This is a genomic window from Salinimicrobium aquimaris (assembly GCF_035607535.1).
Lineage (GTDB): Bacteria > Bacteroidota > Bacteroidia > Flavobacteriales > Flavobacteriaceae > Salinimicrobium.
The window spans coordinates 134,407-148,754 of the sequence record NZ_JAYDZX010000003.1; the positions used below are offsets into that span (position 1 = coordinate 134,407).

Below are 14,348 nucleotides of genomic sequence, written 5' to 3' on the forward strand. Positions count from 1 at the left end.
AGAATCGGTGTACAAGCTTTTTATATATAATCTTTTCCTTCAAACGCCAGTATTAAGACCCTTACTTGGAATTTGAATTTTTGAGAATTAAAAAAGCTCCCGGAAATGGGAGCTTTTTTTGGAGGCATCGAGCGGATTCGAACCGCTGTACAAGCTTTTGCAGAGCTCTGCCTAGCCACTCGGCCACGATGCCTTTTGAATACGGAGGCAAATGTAATAAAATTTCTTTTTTCAGGCCTATGCTTTTACGGCCTTTAGAAATAATTAAGCAATTACCTGCTTTTACTTCTCTTTACTGTCACCATTGCGACATTTCCGCCTATTGGAGGATTGATCTTGGAAACATCTACTGTCACTTTTTGAACGATTAACAGCTCATCCAGGACGCGGTTGAGTATACGTTCGGCTACCGTTTCCAGCAACTTGGACCGTATTGCCATTTCCTCCTTTACGATCTTGTTCAAATGCACGTAATCAATGGTATCTTTTAAAGCATCGGTCTTTGCCGAAAGAGAAAGATCCCCTTTCACCTTGAGATCGACCCTGTAATCGCTTCCAATCTGGCCTTCCTCTTCAAGGCAGCCGTGATAGGCGAAAACTTTGATATTCCTGAGTTTAATACTTCCCAAAACTTAATTTTTTGCGAAGATAACAACAATTCAGAAGACATATGAGCAGCAGCGGAAATGATGTTTATTTTCTGTAATTTTGTCCCCCTTAAAGATGAATTAGAAACTATGGCTGAAGAAAAAAGATCCCTCAATTTTATTGAGCAAATCATAGAAGAAGATCTAAAGAACGACTATAAAAAAGAGGACCTGCAATTCAGGTTCCCACCCGAACCGAACGGCTATCTTCATATTGGCCACGCTTCTTCTATTTGCCTCAACTTTGGGCTGGGGGAGAAGTATAATGCTCCTGTGAACCTTCGGTTTGACGATACAAATCCAATCAAAGAAGAACAGGAATACGTAGACGCTATTAAACGTGACGTGGAATGGCTTGGTTTTAAATGGGCTAAAGAATGTTATGCTTCAGATTATTTTCAGCAGTTATACGACTGGGCGGTGGAGATGATAAAATCCGGCGATGCGTATGTTGACAGTCAGCCTTCAGAAGCTATTGCAGAACAAAAAGGAACTCCCACTCAGCCGGGGAAGAACAGTCCGTACAGGGATCGCTCTGTTGAGGAGAACCTGGAGCTTTTTCAGAAGATGAAAGATGGGGAAACTAAGGAAGGGGAGCATGTGCTTAGGGCGAAGATTGACATGGCGGCAAAGAACATGTTGATGCGAGATCCTGTGATGTACAGAACCCTGCACCGCAAACATCACCGCACAGGGACCGACTGGATGATCTATCCGCTCTACGACTGGGCTCATGGACAAAGTGATTTTATCGAATCTGTTTCACATTCTTTCTGTACGCTGGAATTTTTGCCGCACAGGGAGCTTTATAACTGGTTCCTTGAAAAGGTGAGTTCTTCAGAAGATTTTAAGCCAAAACAGCGTGAGTTTGCGCGTCGTAATCTCAGCCATACGATTGTAAGCAAAAGAAAATTGCTTCACCTTGTTGAAAAAGGAATAGTGCAATCCTGGGATGATCCAAGAATGCCAACTATTTCGGGTCTAAGAAGAAGAGGTTATACCCCACAATCAATCCGCAAATTCGCAGATACCATAGGGATCGCAAAAAGGGAAAATATCATAGATGTTTCCCTGTTGGAATTCTGTATCCGGGAAGATCTTAACAAGACTGCGCCAAGGGTAATGGCGGTACTTGATCCTGTAAAACTGGTGATTACCAATTATCCTGAAACTGAAGAAGAATGGCTCGAAGCCGAAAATAATCCTGAGGACGAAACTGCAGGTTCAAGACAGGTGCCGTTTTCAAGAGAGTTATATATAGAACAGGAAGATTTTAAGGAAGAGGCGAATCGTAAGTTCTTCAGGCTAACTCTTGGAAAAGAAGTAAGGCTGAAAAATGCATATATCATAAAAGGTGAAAAGGTGGTAAAGAACGAGGCAGGAGAGATCACAGAAATTCACTGTACTTACGATCCAAAAAGCCGAAGTGGAAGCGGAACCGAGGAATCCATGCGCAAGGTCAAAGGAACATTGCACTGGGTATCGGCCAAACATGCTATAGAAGCAGAAGTAAGGCTTTATGACCGACTTTTCTCTGTGGAATCACCGGATGCCGACAAAGACAAAGATTTTCTTGATTTTTTGAATCCTGAATCTCTTAAGATCATCACGGCATACCTTGAGCCTAGCCTGAAGGACGTAGAGCCAGGGGATAAATTCCAATTCCAAAGATTAGGATATTTTAACGTTGATAAGGAAAGCACAAAAGAACAGCTTGTTTTCAATCGCACGGTAACCTTAAGGGATTCGTGGGGTGGTAAGAATTAGCAGGCCGTGCGGACGGTGCCAATTAAGAATAATTTAGCATTGGTTTTTGTATATTAACCGGTTATTAACAGCGCTACAGACCACATTGAAGTATATTTGGTTGTAGTATTAATCTTAATAACCAACAATATCATGGCAAAATCAGGAAGTACATTTTTAGCATTGCTAACCGGGGCAGCTATAGGAGCAGGCCTTGGAATGTTATATGCACCTGAAAGTGGAGAGGAAACCAGGAGAAAACTGGGTGAGAATGCAAGAAGAACTCAGGATGACCTAAATAAGCGATACCGCGAAACTTCTTCCAATCTTAGTCAAAAAGCCAAAAAAGCCAAATCTGATTTTGAGCAGAGACTGGAGGAAACTTTATCTTCAGCAAGCTATAAAGCCGATGAGATCCTCAGTAGTCTTGAAACTAAACTCGACGAGCTAAAAAGACAGAATGCCAAATTTCAGAAAGATCGAAAAGGAGGCACAGATGATAACGCTAACATTGACGAAAGCGTAGCTTCCAAAGGAAAGAAGAATACAGGTAATGCTGCAGTCTAAGCGTTTATGGCATTTGGAAGAATATCCAACAATTTTCAACAATTAAAGGAGAACGTTAAAGCCTTAGCACACAGTAGTGCTGAGTATTATAAACTAGAACTCTTTAATAAGAGCATACATGGAGCTATTGCCGCCATTAAAGGTGTGGCAATAGCCCTTTTTATGTTCTTTTTTATAATGTTCATATCCATCGCTGTCGCAGTAGCTCTAAGTAACTGGATCGATTCCCCAAGCAGTGGTTTCTTTATTGTGGCGGGTATTTATCTCTTATTGGTCCTTTTCTTCGTTTTCTTTGGTAGTAAAGTGCTAATGAAGGCCATATTGCCCGGAGCATCCAGAAAGTTCTTTCAGAAGCCCGAAAAAAAGCCGGTCCACGAGGAACATCATGAGTTCACTCCTCAAAAGGATTTTGAAACCGATGAAATCATAATCAAGGACAATGAGAGAGTATAAGAATTTCAAAGAAATAGAACGCGATCTGCAACTCCTTAAACTCCAAAGAGAGATTGACAAAGAAAAGGTTCTGTTGAGTATGAATCAGACAAAGGAAAGTCTCTCTCCCAAGCGTATTGTGAAGGACGCAGCCAACAGCCTGATGAAAAACCCTTATATCCTTAAAGGAACTACATCAGTCCTGGCATTTATAGGCAACAAATTCAAATAAGACTATTCTTCCGGGCTATCGGGATCTTCCTGTGGCAGTTCCGGAGGTAGTTCTCTCTTTTTTCGCTCCTGTTTTTCCCTGCGTTTTTTCTCCCTTAAAGCATTTTCTTTTTTCATTGCTTCTCCAATTTGATTGGAGGCAGTAAAGGATGCGATCATATTATTTAGCATGTCACTTCCGGTTTGTGGAGAGTTAGGTAAAAGTATAAGATTACTTTGGGTTTCTTCCCCGAGAGATTGAAGCGTGTCATAATGTTGCGTGACCACTATTAAAGCAGAAGCCTCCTGGGAATTGATCCCGACATTGTTCAAGACATCTACACTTTCTTCAAGACCGCGTGCAATTTCTCTTCGCTGGTCTGCAATACCCTGTCCTTGTAAACGCTTACTTTCAGCTTCTGCGCGGGCCTTGGCAACGATCTTGATCCTTTCGGCTTCTGCTTCATATTCAGCAGCCACTTTCTCCCTTTCTGATGCGTTGATTCTATTCATGGCAGCTTTTACCTGTACATCGGGATCAATATCGGTCACAAGGGTTTTAATGATATCATAACCATATTCCTCCATTGCTTCGTTCAATTCCCGTTTAACGGCAATTGCAATGTCATCCTTTCTCTCAAACACATCATCCAGTTTCATTTTTGGAACTTCGGCACGAACCACGTCAAATACGTAAGAGGTGATTTGGTCATGAGAATTCTCCAACTTGTAGAAGGCGTCGTAGATCCTTGCGCTAATGACCTGGAACTGTACAGAGATCTTCAGTTTTACAAAAACATCGTCTTTGGTCTTTGTCTCAACAAGTACATCGAGCTGTTGAACCTTTAGGTTGATCCTTCCGGAGATCTGATCAAAAACAGGAACCTTAAAATGTAATCCGCTGTTACTAATACGCTGGAATTTTCCGAAGCGTTCAATCACGGCAGCAGTTTGCTGTTTAACTGTAAATATTCCGGAGAAAAGAATGATCAATCCAAGAATAGCGAAGAAGATGGTTAGAATAGTGGGAATCATGGTTGTAAGTTAATTTTAACGAAAGATATGAAAATAATCACCTACATTAGCCCCTCATTTCTCAAATCAACATTTATGGATCTTAAGAAAGTTATTCTTCTTGCAGGGATTTTATTCTTTTCCTTCAGCACACAGGCACAGCGCCGTATTTGGGATGGGGAATACAACAGACTGGGGCTGCAGGGAGGAGTAAATCATTTTAATATTATTACAGATGATCTCCAGGTGACTCCAAAGCTTAGCTGGACCGCAGGTTTTACAACCAGAGCTTCTTTCTACGAAGATTTCCAGTTCGTTTATGGAATCAATTTTTATGACTTTAATGTAGATATTGAAGGTCGCCAGAAGATTGAAACAACAACTGCCGATACTCAAATTGAATACAACATGATTGGGGTGCAGGGGAATTTCTTTGCCAGTTATAAGCTACTTGATCATTACCTTAGTGTTGAAGCCGGGCCTGTAGTTCAGGTGAACGGAAAACTTGAGGCAAGGCAGGATAAGGAGTTGTATTATGTTGGTAACTATAATCTCAATGCGATAGATCTAGAGAATGTTTCCACCTTCAATTTTAACCTCGCCGTTGGACTGAGTGGGGGATGGGAAACCGTAAAATTTTGGGCACAATACCAGTACGGTCTCAATAACTTCCTTAAAGGACTTGATGATGAGGGGCTGCAGGAAATAGATCCTTCTACGCCGTCGTTCAAAGGTAACATGAGCATAATTGCAGGGGGAATTACCTTCTATTTGTAAACGAAATTACACTAACTGAAAAAGCCATTTTTGAGACCTCTCAAAAATGGCTTTTTCAGTTTGAATTTTTCTGTACTAAAGTTCGCTTTGGGCCTTTCTTATTCGGGAGATGGTTTCCTCCCGGCCAATTGCAGCGGCAATATCAAATACATCTGGTCCCTGCATTGCGCCAACCAACGATAACCTGAATGGCTGCATCACTTTTCCAAAACCAATTCCTTCTGAAGTTATCCAGGACTTCACGCTTTCCTGCACGTTTCCTGCACTAAAATCTTCAACTTCTTCCAGAATACTAATAACCTTCTCCATTATTCCGGCTGTATCTTCCTTCCATGCTTTTTTAGCGGCTTTCTCATCGTATTTTTCAGGCGCAGTGAAGAAGTAGCTCCCCTGTTCCCAGAAGTCGCTTAAAAACGTGGTTCTTTCCTTTAGAAGTGAAATTATATGTTGTGCGTACTCCTGTGATGTTGAAATTCCTTTCTCCTGAAGAAGGCCTACAAGATCTTTTGCCAGCTCTTCGTTGTTAGTTTCCTGCATGTAATGATGTTGGAACCACCTGGTCTTTTCAGGGTCAAATTTTGATCCGCCTTTCGAAACATGCTCTAAACTAAAAGCCCTGGTAAGTTCTTCTAGGGTATAAATTTCCTTTTCAGTTCCACCTCCGGCATTCCAACCAAGGAGAGCCAGCATATTCACAACCGCTTCGGGAAAATATCCTTCTTCCCGGTAACCTGTAGAAACGTCGCCCGATTTCGGATCTTTCCATTCCAGCGGAAAGACCGGGAAACCCATCTTGTCGCCATCCCGCTTGCTTAGTTTTCCTTTTCCCTGTGGCTTCAGGATTAATGGAAGGTGAGCAAACTTTGGTGCTTTCCAATCAAAGGCACGGTATAAAAGCACGTGCAAAGCAAGGGAAGGAAGCCATTCTTCTCCTCGAATTACGTGAGTGATCTTCATCAAATGATCATCCACAATATTGGCGAGGTGATATGTTGGCATCCCGTCGCTTTTAAAAAGCACCTTATCATCCAGGATCTTTGTGTCAATGGTCATCTCTCCCCTTATTTCATCCTTTAGGTGCAGGGTTTCATCTTCTGGCGCCTTAAAGCGGATGACATATGCTTCCCCTGCCTCTATTTTCTGCTTTACTTCAGCCTCCGGTAAAGAGAGGGAATTCTTCAATTTTTGACGGTTGTGCCAGTTGTAGATGAAAGTTTTTCCTTTTGCCTCATGATTTTCCCTATGCTTATCCAACTCTTCAGAAGTATCAAAAGCGTAGTAAGCATTACCCGAAGCAATAAGCATTTCGGCATACTCCCTGTAGAGGCTTTTTCTTTCGCTTTGACGGTAAGGTCCGGCGTCTTTCTCTTTTCCAGGTCCTTCATCAAAAGGGATATTGCACCAGTTTAGAGATTCTATGATGTATTCTTCTGCTCCTTCCACAAATCTTGCCTGGTCTGTATCTTCCACCCTAAGAATGAAATCTCCGCCATGTTTTTTAGCGAACAGGTAGTTAAAAAGGGCAGTTCTTACTCCTCCTATATGTAATGGCCCCGTAGGACTCGGTGCAAAACGCACTCTTACTTTTTCTGTAGACATAACGCGTATTTTATTGCGCAAAGATAAAGGATTCTTTAGGTTCTCGAAATGCAGCTGAAAATGTGGAGGTTCCAAAATTTCTCGAATAAAATTGTAATTTTATAAGATTCAAAAATGGGGAGGAGCATGGATAATTTTGAGATCTTACGTAACAAGCTGGAGGCGTTTATAAGAAAGTTTTATCTCAATGAACTGCTCAAAGGCTCCATTCTGTTTGTATCCATTGGGTTGTTATATTTTCTCGTAACACTCTTTGTTGAACATTTGTTGTGGCTTGATCCTACCGGCAGGAGTATTTTATTCTGGAGTTTTGTAGGGGTGGAGATCTTTCTCTTCGGAAGGTTCATCATATATCCCTTGCTTAAACTCTTCCGGATTTCCCACGGGATTGGATATACTGAAGCTTCACGAATTATTGGGCGCCACTTTCCTGAAGTAAGTGATAAACTGCTGAACCTACTTCAGCTAAGCAAGAATGATGAAAGGACCGATCTTTTAATTGCCTCAATAGATCAAAAAGCCGCAGAATTACGTCCCGTACCCTTTACCATGGCGGTGGATCTAAAGAAGAACCTGCCATATCTGAAGTATGCTGCCATTCCCGTACTTATTATTCTATTGGTAGTTCTTTCAGGAAGAACAGAAGTTTTTTCCGGTAGTTATGAACGGGTAGTTAATTACAAAACTGCTTATGAACCTCCTGCACCGTTTTCTTTTCAGCTTCTCAATGACCGGTTAAAAATCAGGGAAAATGAACCGCTGACCATTCAGGTGAGTACCAGTGGAAGAATTGTTCCCCAGGATGCCTCTGTACAATACAACGGCCAAAGTTATTTTATGAAGCGGGTTTCACCCGGCTTGTTCGAATACACCTTTGAGCCCGCACAGGCTTCTTTTGATTTTCAGATTTTGGCTAACGAGATCCGTAGCCCGAAATATGAAGTAGAAGTTATTGAGGTTCCAAAAATGAGGAATTTGAAGATGATTCTGGAATTTCCACAGCATACTGGATTAGGGGAGGAGGTAGTTGAAGGTACGGGTAATGCTACGGTTCCTGAAGGTACACAGGTGAATTGGGAGTTGGAAACCACCGCTACCAATAACGTTGAAATGAAACTTCCGGATACTCTTCAAAAATTCCAAAAGAGGGGAGATCTTTTTCGGCTTCGAAAACAATTAAGAGCTAACGTGAACTATGAAATAAGCACTTCTAATGCAAAGGTGAAGAATTTTGAAAGTCTTAATTACCAGATCAGGATTGTGAGGGATGAGCATCCAGAGCTCATTCTGGAACAACAGATCGACTCTCTGGAGCCCGATTTCCAATATTTCTATGGAAAAGTGTCCGACGATTATGGAATTAGAGTTGTTAACCTGGTGGTTGAGGAGAAGGGTGATAAAACTAATTCCTTTAAGGTGCGGCTTCCTTTTGGAAAAGGAAATGTGGGGGAGTTCGTTACCAGCTTTCCCGATACCATAAGTCTTGAAAAGGGGAAAATGTATGAATTTTTCTTTGAAGTCATTGATAATGATGCTCTTAACGGTTATAAAAGAGTAAAAAGCAGAGTTTTTAGCTATAACAGTAAAACGGATTCCGAAGAAAAGCAACAGAGGTTACAGGAACAACAAAAAGCTATAAAGGGAATAGACAATTCTCTGGAAAAATTGAAACTTTCTGAGAAGGAACTGGAGGAATTGTCAAGGCTTCAGAGAGAGAAAAAGGAACTGAATTACAATGACCGGAAGAAGCTGGAAAATTTTCTTCAACGGCAAAAGCAGCAAAACCAGATAATGGAAAATTTTGCGGAGAAGCTTAAAAGGAATTTGCAGGAGGAAACCGCACCGCAAAATGAGGAGTTGAAAAAGAATCTCGAGGAGCGTTTAGAAAACAGGAAAGAAGATTTGGAAGAGAATGAGAAACTGCTGGAGGAGCTCGAAAAGTATTCTGAAAAAATTACAGAGGAGGGTCTTCAGGAAAAGCTGGAAGAACTATCAAAAAATTCCCGCAACCAGGAGAGAAGCCTTGAACAGTTACTTGAATTGACGAAGAAATATTACGTTCAGGAGAAGTCTGCAAAAATTGCTGAGGAGCTGGAAAAATTAGGAGAGGATCAGCAAAAGCTGGCTGAAGAGGATATTTCCAATACAAAGTCAGCTCAGGATTCTTTGTCTCAAAAAACAGATGAAGTTTTTGAGGAGCTTAAAGATCTTGAGAAGGAAAACGAAGATCTAAAGAAACCTCTGGACATTCCTGAAAGTGAAGAGGAACAGGAAGGAGTACTGGAAGATCAGCAAAAAGCAGGAGAAGAACTTGAGAAGCAGAACAGGGAAGGGGCAAAAAAGGAACAGAAGAAGGCCGCTGAAAAGCTTATGCAGATGAGTAAAAAAATGAAGCAACAAATGCAGCAGGCAGGAATGCAACAAATGCAGGAAGATGCCAGCGTGCTTCGTCAAATCCTGGACAATCTTGTCACTTTTTCCTTTGGCCAGGAAGACCTTATGGAGGACTTCAGAAAATTAGGAAGTGATAATACAACCTTACCGGGCAAGCTAAGACGACAGGATCTTTTAAGGGAGAATTTCAGGCATATTGATGATAGCTTATACAATCTGGCTTTACGGAATGAAATGATTAGTGAACCTATTACAAAGAAACTCATCGATGTTGATTACAGCCTGGAACAGACTCTTGAGAGGTTAGCTCAAAATGAGATCAGGATGGGTCTGAGTAGTCAGCAGTATGTGATAACGGGAGCTAACGATCTGGCCTACTTATTAAGCGATATCCTGGGCAATATGGAAGAAATGATGAATTCGTCACCCTCACAAGGGAGCGGTCAGGGTCAACAGCTGCAGGACATCATTCAAAAGCAGGGTGAGCTTAATGAAGAAATGCAGGAACAAATGCAAAAAGGACAACAGAAGCAACAGGGTGGGGAAGGTGAATCTGGGGAAGAAGAAAGTGGAGAGCTCTTTAGAATTTTTCAGGAGCAACAAATGTTGAGACGGGCGCTTGAGAAGAAGTTAAAAGAAGAAGGTATGGATGGGAAGGGTGATGGAGTAAAAAAGGAAATGGAACAAATCGAGAAACAACTATTGGAAAAAGGATTTGATCCGGGAGTACTTCAAAGAATGCAGAAATTGGAACACCGATTGATAGAACTGGAAGATGCCGAGCGGCAACAGGGTGAAAAACCTGAAAGAGAATCCACTACCGGTAAGGAAGTGTATTCTAACGAGACTAAGTCGGCCAGGGAGCGGGCTAAAGAATATTTTAGCACCACTGAAATTTTAAATAGACAAACCTTACCTTTGCGCCCCGTTTACAAGCTTAAAGTAAAAGAATATTTTGAACGAAGAGATAATTAATTTCTATTCTGAAAATGATTTCGAACTGGAGGGTGTTTCCGGTTATGAAACCTGGGTTAAAAAGGTGATTGCATCGGAAGGGAAAAAGACCGGTGAAATAAGTTTTATTTTTTGTGATGACGAGTATCTTTTAGACATTAATCAAAAGTACCTCGATCACGACACCTACACAGATATAATTAGTTTTGATGCTTCTGTTGGGAATATCCTCAACGGCGATATCTTTATTAGCACCCAAAGGGTGGAAGAGAATGCCGGCACTTATGAAGTCACTTTTACTGAGGAGCTAAAAAGGGTAATTATTCATGGGGTGCTTCACTTCTGTGGGTATAAAGATAAGACCACTGAACAGGAGCAAATAATGCGAAAGAAGGAAGAAGAAAAAATGAAAATGTTCCACGTGGAACAATAGCAGGAAATTTATGTTTCAAGACAAGTATGATGTTATAGTTGTGGGGGCCGGTCACGCAGGGAGTGAGGCAGCGGCAGCGGCAGCTAATATGGGTTGTAGCACACTTTTAGTGACAATGAACCTTCAGAATATTGCACAAATGAGCTGTAACCCGGCCATGGGTGGAATTGCAAAAGGACAGATCGTTCGGGAGATAGATGCTCTTGGAGGTTATAGTGGGCTGGTGAGTGATACAAGTGCTATACAGTTTAAGATGCTGAACAAATCAAAAGGACCTGCGATGTGGAGCCCGAGGGTTCAGAGCGACAGGATGATGTTTGCCGAACATTGGCGACTGCGTCTTGAAGGAACACCAAATCTGGATTTTTACCAGGAAATGGTGTCAGGACTTATCATAGAAGGAGAGAAAGTTGTAGGCGTAAAAACCTCCCTTGGAATAGAAATAAGATCCAAAACGGTCATCTTAACGAATGGTACTTTTCTAAATGGTTTGATCCATATAGGGGAGAAACAATTCGGGGGGGGTAGGGCAGGAGAAAGAGCTGCGACAGGCATTACCGAAGAGCTCGTTCAGCTGGGTTTTGAAGCCGGAAGAATGAAGACCGGAACTCCTCCAAGAGTAGATGGAAGATCGCTGGATTATTCCAAGATGATCGAACAGCCCGGAGATGAAATTCCGTCAAAGTTCTCCTACCTCGATGAAACAAAACCGCTCACGAAACAGAGATCCTGTTACATGTCTTACACCTCTCCCGAGGTGCATAATTTATTAAAAGAAGGTTTTGACAGGTCTCCAATGTTCAACGGCAGGATCAAGAGTATTGGCCCCCGTTATTGCCCGTCTATTGAAGATAAGATCAACCGGTTTGCCGATAAGGACAGACATCAGCTTTTCATAGAACCTGAAGGATGGAATACTGTAGAGATGTATATTAATGGTTTCTCAACTTCTCTTCCCGAGGATGTTCAATTCAAAGCCTTACGTTCTGTTGCCGGATTTGAAAATGTAAAATTCTTCAGACCGGGATATGCAATTGAATATGATTATTTCCCGCCGACCCAGTTGAAACATACTTTGGAGACCAAGCTCGTTAGCGGACTCTATTTTGCCGGACAAATCAATGGAACCACCGGTTACGAAGAAGCCGGCTCACAAGGTTTGATGGCCGGAATTAATGCTGCTTTAAAAGTGCAGGAAAAGGAAGAATTTATTTTACAAAGAAGTGAAGCCTATATCGGGGTACTTATTGACGATCTAATCACGAAAGGAACCGAAGAGCCTTACAGGATGTTTACGTCAAGGGCCGAGTATCGCACTTTACTTCGACAGGATAATGCCGACTTCAGGCTTACCGAAAAGTCTTATAGAATTGGTTTGGCTTCGGAAAAGAGACTTCGAAAAATGGAAGAAAAGAAATCTAAATCTCATTCTTTTGTTGAATTTTTGAAGGACACCAGCGTGGCGCCCGAAGAAGCAAATGTTGTTTTGGAGGCAAATAATTCGGCAGCCATGAAGCAGAGTGATAAGATTTTTAAAGTCTTTTCTCGGCCTAATATCGACATGCAGGATATCCGAAATTTTAGTGGGGTAGAGGAATTTATTCAGGAGCATGATCTTACTGAAGAAGTGCTGGAGCAGACCGAGATTCAAGTGAAGTATTCGGGGTATATTGAAAAGGAAAAGAACAATGCAGATAAACTTCACAGGCTGGAAGGGATTAAAATTCCGGAGGATTTTGATTACTCCAGGATCAAGTCGATGTCATACGAAGCGCGTGAAAAACTGAAAAAGGTTAAGCCTACTTCCGTGTCTCAGGCTTCAAGAATCAGCGGGGTAAGTCCTAATGATATCTCTGTGCTGCTTGTGTATATGGGGCGATAATTTGTTCATCGTTCCACGTGGAACATCCTTTAAAAAATTCCAATGTTGCCACTAGAATTTTCTAATAAAACTTCCCTTACCTGTAAAGACCACACCGTTACAGGAGAGGTTTTTGAACTGCGAAAAGCAAAGGACCTTGATCTTCTTGCCACATTTCCAAAACCCGATCTTGATAAATTACCGGCCTATTACAAGAGCGAAAAATACATTTCCCATACCGATTCAAAAAAGGGATTTTTGGATAAGATTTATCAGAAAGTGAAAGATCTTATGCTTTCCAAAAAGCTTAATTGGATTGAAAGAGAAAAACCAGGGCAGGGAAATATTTTAGATATTGGTGCAGGAACGGGTGATTTCTTGCTGGCGGCAAAAAAGCGAGGTTGGAAAGTATTTGGGGCCGAGCCGAATTCCGGAGCCCGGAACCTTGCTTCTAAAAAAGGTCTTCCACTTATTGATAATACCAAATCCTTTCCTTCCCATAGTTTTGATGTAATTACTATGTGGCATGTGCTGGAACATGTGCCGGATCTTGAAGAACAGATTTCTGAATTGAACCGACTTTTAAAACCTGATGGGCTGCTGGTCATCGCAGTTCCAAATTTTAAAAGTTATGATGCCCGGAAGTACAAGGAATTTTGGGCAGCATATGATGTGCCGCGACACCTATATCATTTTTCACCTTCAGCCATGAAGGAGATCTTTTCTTCGGCAGGTTTTTTCCTTACCTCTCAAAAAGGGCTTTTTTTTGATTCCTTTTATGTGAGCCTGCTTTCGGAAAAATATGCTACAGGTAGTTCAAATATACCTAAAGCTCTTCTCACCGGATCAATATCTAATTTCAAAGCCAGATCTACAGGAAATTATTCCTCGCTCACTTACTTCATCAGGAAAAGCAAGTAAAACTCATTTTAAGGCTTTTTAAGAGGTTTTCTTCTTTTAGATGATGATCTACCTATTCTTTTTTCTGAAATCACCTGTTTTCAGCTTCTTTAACCGTCGGTTTTAATAGATTTTCCAAATAACTTTTAAAGTTTTATGAATTTTCCTTATAGGTTCAGAAAATTGCGTTTTTAAGTAGGGAATGAAAATGCTTTCTTACTTTTGCTGCGAACGAAATAGAAATTAAAATGAAAAAATTATTTATTGCTCTTTCCTTAGGAGCTATACTAGCCGGATGTAATAACGACAAAACTGCATATGTCGATACGACTGTATTAATTCAGGAGTATTCAGAAATGAAAGAAGTGGAAGCAGATTTCAATGAAAGGTCCGAAAGCTTGAAAAGAGAGCTGGATTCGGCTGCACAGGGTTTTCAGCAGGAAGTAATGGAGTTCAGGGAGAATATGGCGACAATGAGCGAAGCAGAAAAGCAAGCTGCCCAGGAAGAACTTATGCGCAAGCAGCAAATGCTTCAGCAACAACAACAAATGAGGAGCAGTCAATTAAGACAGGAGGGGGACGTAGTAATTGATTCTCTTATTACCAAGGTAAAGGATTTTGTAAAGGTGTACGGAGAAGAGAACGACTACACTTACATTTTTGGATCCAACGAATCTGCTAATATTATGTACGCTGAGGAAGGATTGGATATCACCCAGGAAATTCTAAAGGAACTAAATGAAAGTAGAGGAGTGACTAAGGAAGATGCTGCAGTTACTGAATAAGAATTCTATCAGTTAAAGATCAAAGGGTT

At 41.3% G+C, this 14,348-nt stretch carries 13 protein-coding genes and 1 tRNA gene; 10 read left to right on the forward strand and 4 right to left on the reverse strand.

Going from position 1 to position 14,348, the window contains the following annotated elements; genetic code table 11:
- Positions 1 to 119: 119 nt before the first annotated feature.
- A tRNA-Cys gene (locus tag VR862_RS06750) sits at positions 120 to 193 on the reverse strand.
- 79 nt (positions 194 to 272) lie between these two features.
- Positions 273 to 629, reverse strand: a complete 357-nt coding sequence (gene folB, locus VR862_RS06755) for a dihydroneopterin aldolase (protein WP_324720191.1) — start codon at positions 627 to 629, stop codon at positions 273 to 275.
- Between the two features lie 108 nt (positions 630 to 737).
- Here folB and VR862_RS06760 point away from each other — a divergent pair, with 108 nt between their 5' ends.
- The 4 genes from VR862_RS06760 to VR862_RS06775 all read left to right on the forward strand — a co-directional run bounded on the left by VR862_RS06760 (position 738) and on the right by VR862_RS06775 (position 3,624).
- Positions 738 to 2,414: a glutamine--tRNA ligase/YqeY domain fusion protein gene (locus VR862_RS06760; RefSeq protein ID WP_324720192.1), complete on the forward strand. Its 1,677-nt coding sequence runs from the start codon at positions 738 to 740 to the stop codon at positions 2,412 to 2,414.
- A 132-nt stretch (positions 2,415 to 2,546) separates the two neighbouring features.
- The gene (locus tag VR862_RS06765; RefSeq protein WP_324720193.1) at positions 2,547 to 2,960 is read left to right on the forward strand and encodes a YtxH domain-containing protein; all 414 of its coding nucleotides are present in this window, start codon (positions 2,547 to 2,549) and stop codon (positions 2,958 to 2,960) included.
- A 6-nt stretch (positions 2,961 to 2,966) separates the two neighbouring features.
- Positions 2,967 to 3,413 (forward strand): phage holin family protein, encoded by a 447-nt coding sequence (locus tag VR862_RS06770; protein ID WP_324720194.1) that lies wholly within the window; start codon positions 2,967 to 2,969, stop codon positions 3,411 to 3,413.
- The gene (locus VR862_RS06775) at positions 3,400 to 3,624 is read left to right on the forward strand and encodes a DUF6327 family protein (protein WP_324720195.1); all 225 of its coding nucleotides are present in this window, start codon (positions 3,400 to 3,402) and stop codon (positions 3,622 to 3,624) included. The genes VR862_RS06770 and VR862_RS06775 overlap by 14 nt, the downstream gene beginning before the upstream one ends.
- A gap of 2 nt (positions 3,625 to 3,626) precedes the next feature.
- Here VR862_RS06775 and VR862_RS06780 read toward each other — a convergent pair whose 3' ends face one another.
- On the reverse strand, positions 3,627 to 4,637 hold the full coding sequence (locus VR862_RS06780; protein ID WP_324720196.1) for an SPFH domain-containing protein: 1,011 nt from the start codon (positions 4,635 to 4,637) through the stop codon (positions 3,627 to 3,629).
- Positions 4,638 to 4,664: 27 nt separating this feature from the next.
- Here VR862_RS06780 and VR862_RS06785 point away from each other — a divergent pair, with 27 nt between their 5' ends.
- Positions 4,665 to 5,393 carry an outer membrane beta-barrel protein gene (locus tag VR862_RS06785; protein ID WP_324720197.1) on the forward strand — a complete coding sequence of 243 codons (729 nt, stop codon included), beginning with the start codon at positions 4,665 to 4,667 and terminating at the stop codon, positions 5,391 to 5,393.
- A 75-nt stretch (positions 5,394 to 5,468) separates the two neighbouring features.
- Here the strand turns inward: VR862_RS06785 and gltX are convergent, their stop codons facing one another.
- On the reverse strand, positions 5,469 to 6,992 hold the full coding sequence (gene gltX / locus VR862_RS06790; protein ID WP_324720198.1) for a glutamate--tRNA ligase: 1,524 nt from the start codon (positions 6,990 to 6,992) through the stop codon (positions 5,469 to 5,471).
- A 126-nt stretch (positions 6,993 to 7,118) separates the two neighbouring features.
- Here gltX and VR862_RS06795 point away from each other — a divergent pair, with 126 nt between their 5' ends.
- The 5 genes from VR862_RS06795 to VR862_RS06815 all read left to right on the forward strand — a co-directional run bounded on the left by VR862_RS06795 (position 7,119) and on the right by VR862_RS06815 (position 14,319).
- Positions 7,119 to 10,361, forward strand: a complete 3,243-nt coding sequence (locus VR862_RS06795; RefSeq protein ID WP_324720199.1) for a hypothetical protein — start codon at positions 7,119 to 7,121, stop codon at positions 10,359 to 10,361.
- Complete coding sequence (gene ybeY, locus VR862_RS06800; protein ID WP_324720200.1) at positions 10,342 to 10,773, forward strand: rRNA maturation RNase YbeY; 432 nt, start codon at positions 10,342 to 10,344, stop codon at positions 10,771 to 10,773. The genes VR862_RS06795 and ybeY overlap by 20 nt, the downstream gene beginning before the upstream one ends.
- Positions 10,774 to 10,783: 10 nt before the next feature.
- Positions 10,784 to 12,655 (forward strand): tRNA uridine-5-carboxymethylaminomethyl(34) synthesis enzyme MnmG, encoded by a 1,872-nt coding sequence (mnmG, locus tag VR862_RS06805; RefSeq protein WP_324720201.1) that lies wholly within the window; start codon positions 10,784 to 10,786, stop codon positions 12,653 to 12,655.
- Between the two features lie 42 nt (positions 12,656 to 12,697).
- Entirely contained in the window at positions 12,698 to 13,555 is an 858-nt protein-coding gene (locus VR862_RS06810) for a class I SAM-dependent methyltransferase (protein WP_324720202.1), read from the forward strand.
- Positions 13,556 to 13,782: 227 nt separating this feature from the next.
- Positions 13,783 to 14,319: an OmpH/Skp family outer membrane protein gene (locus VR862_RS06815; protein ID WP_324720203.1), complete on the forward strand. Its 537-nt coding sequence runs from the start codon at positions 13,783 to 13,785 to the stop codon at positions 14,317 to 14,319.
- Positions 14,320 to 14,348 lie beyond the last annotated feature (29 nt).

Coding starts and splice junctions, on each gene's coding strand:
- VR862_RS06810 (WP_324720202.1), top strand. CDS start 12,698: ATGTTGCCACTAGAATTTTCTAATAAAACTTCCCTTACCTGTAAAGAC.
- VR862_RS06780 (WP_324720196.1), bottom strand. CDS start 4,637: ATGATTCCCACTATTCTAACCATCTTCTTCGCTATTCTTGGATTGATC.
- VR862_RS06785 (WP_324720197.1), top strand. CDS start 4,665: ATGAAAATAATCACCTACATTAGCCCCTCATTTCTCAAATCAACATTT.
- VR862_RS06815 (WP_324720203.1), top strand. CDS start 13,783: ATGAAAAAATTATTTATTGCTCTTTCCTTAGGAGCTATACTAGCCGGA.
- gltX (WP_324720198.1), bottom strand. CDS start 6,992: ATGTCTACAGAAAAAGTAAGAGTGCGTTTTGCACCGAGTCCTACGGGG.
- VR862_RS06770 (WP_324720194.1), top strand. CDS start 2,967: ATGGCATTTGGAAGAATATCCAACAATTTTCAACAATTAAAGGAGAAC.
- VR862_RS06760 (WP_324720192.1), top strand. CDS start 738: ATGGCTGAAGAAAAAAGATCCCTCAATTTTATTGAGCAAATCATAGAA.
- VR862_RS06765 (WP_324720193.1), top strand. CDS start 2,547: ATGGCAAAATCAGGAAGTACATTTTTAGCATTGCTAACCGGGGCAGCT.
- VR862_RS06795 (WP_324720199.1), top strand. CDS start 7,119: ATGGATAATTTTGAGATCTTACGTAACAAGCTGGAGGCGTTTATAAGA.
- VR862_RS06775 (WP_324720195.1), top strand. CDS start 3,400: ATGAGAGAGTATAAGAATTTCAAAGAAATAGAACGCGATCTGCAACTC.
- mnmG (WP_324720201.1), top strand. CDS start 10,784: ATGTTTCAAGACAAGTATGATGTTATAGTTGTGGGGGCCGGTCACGCA.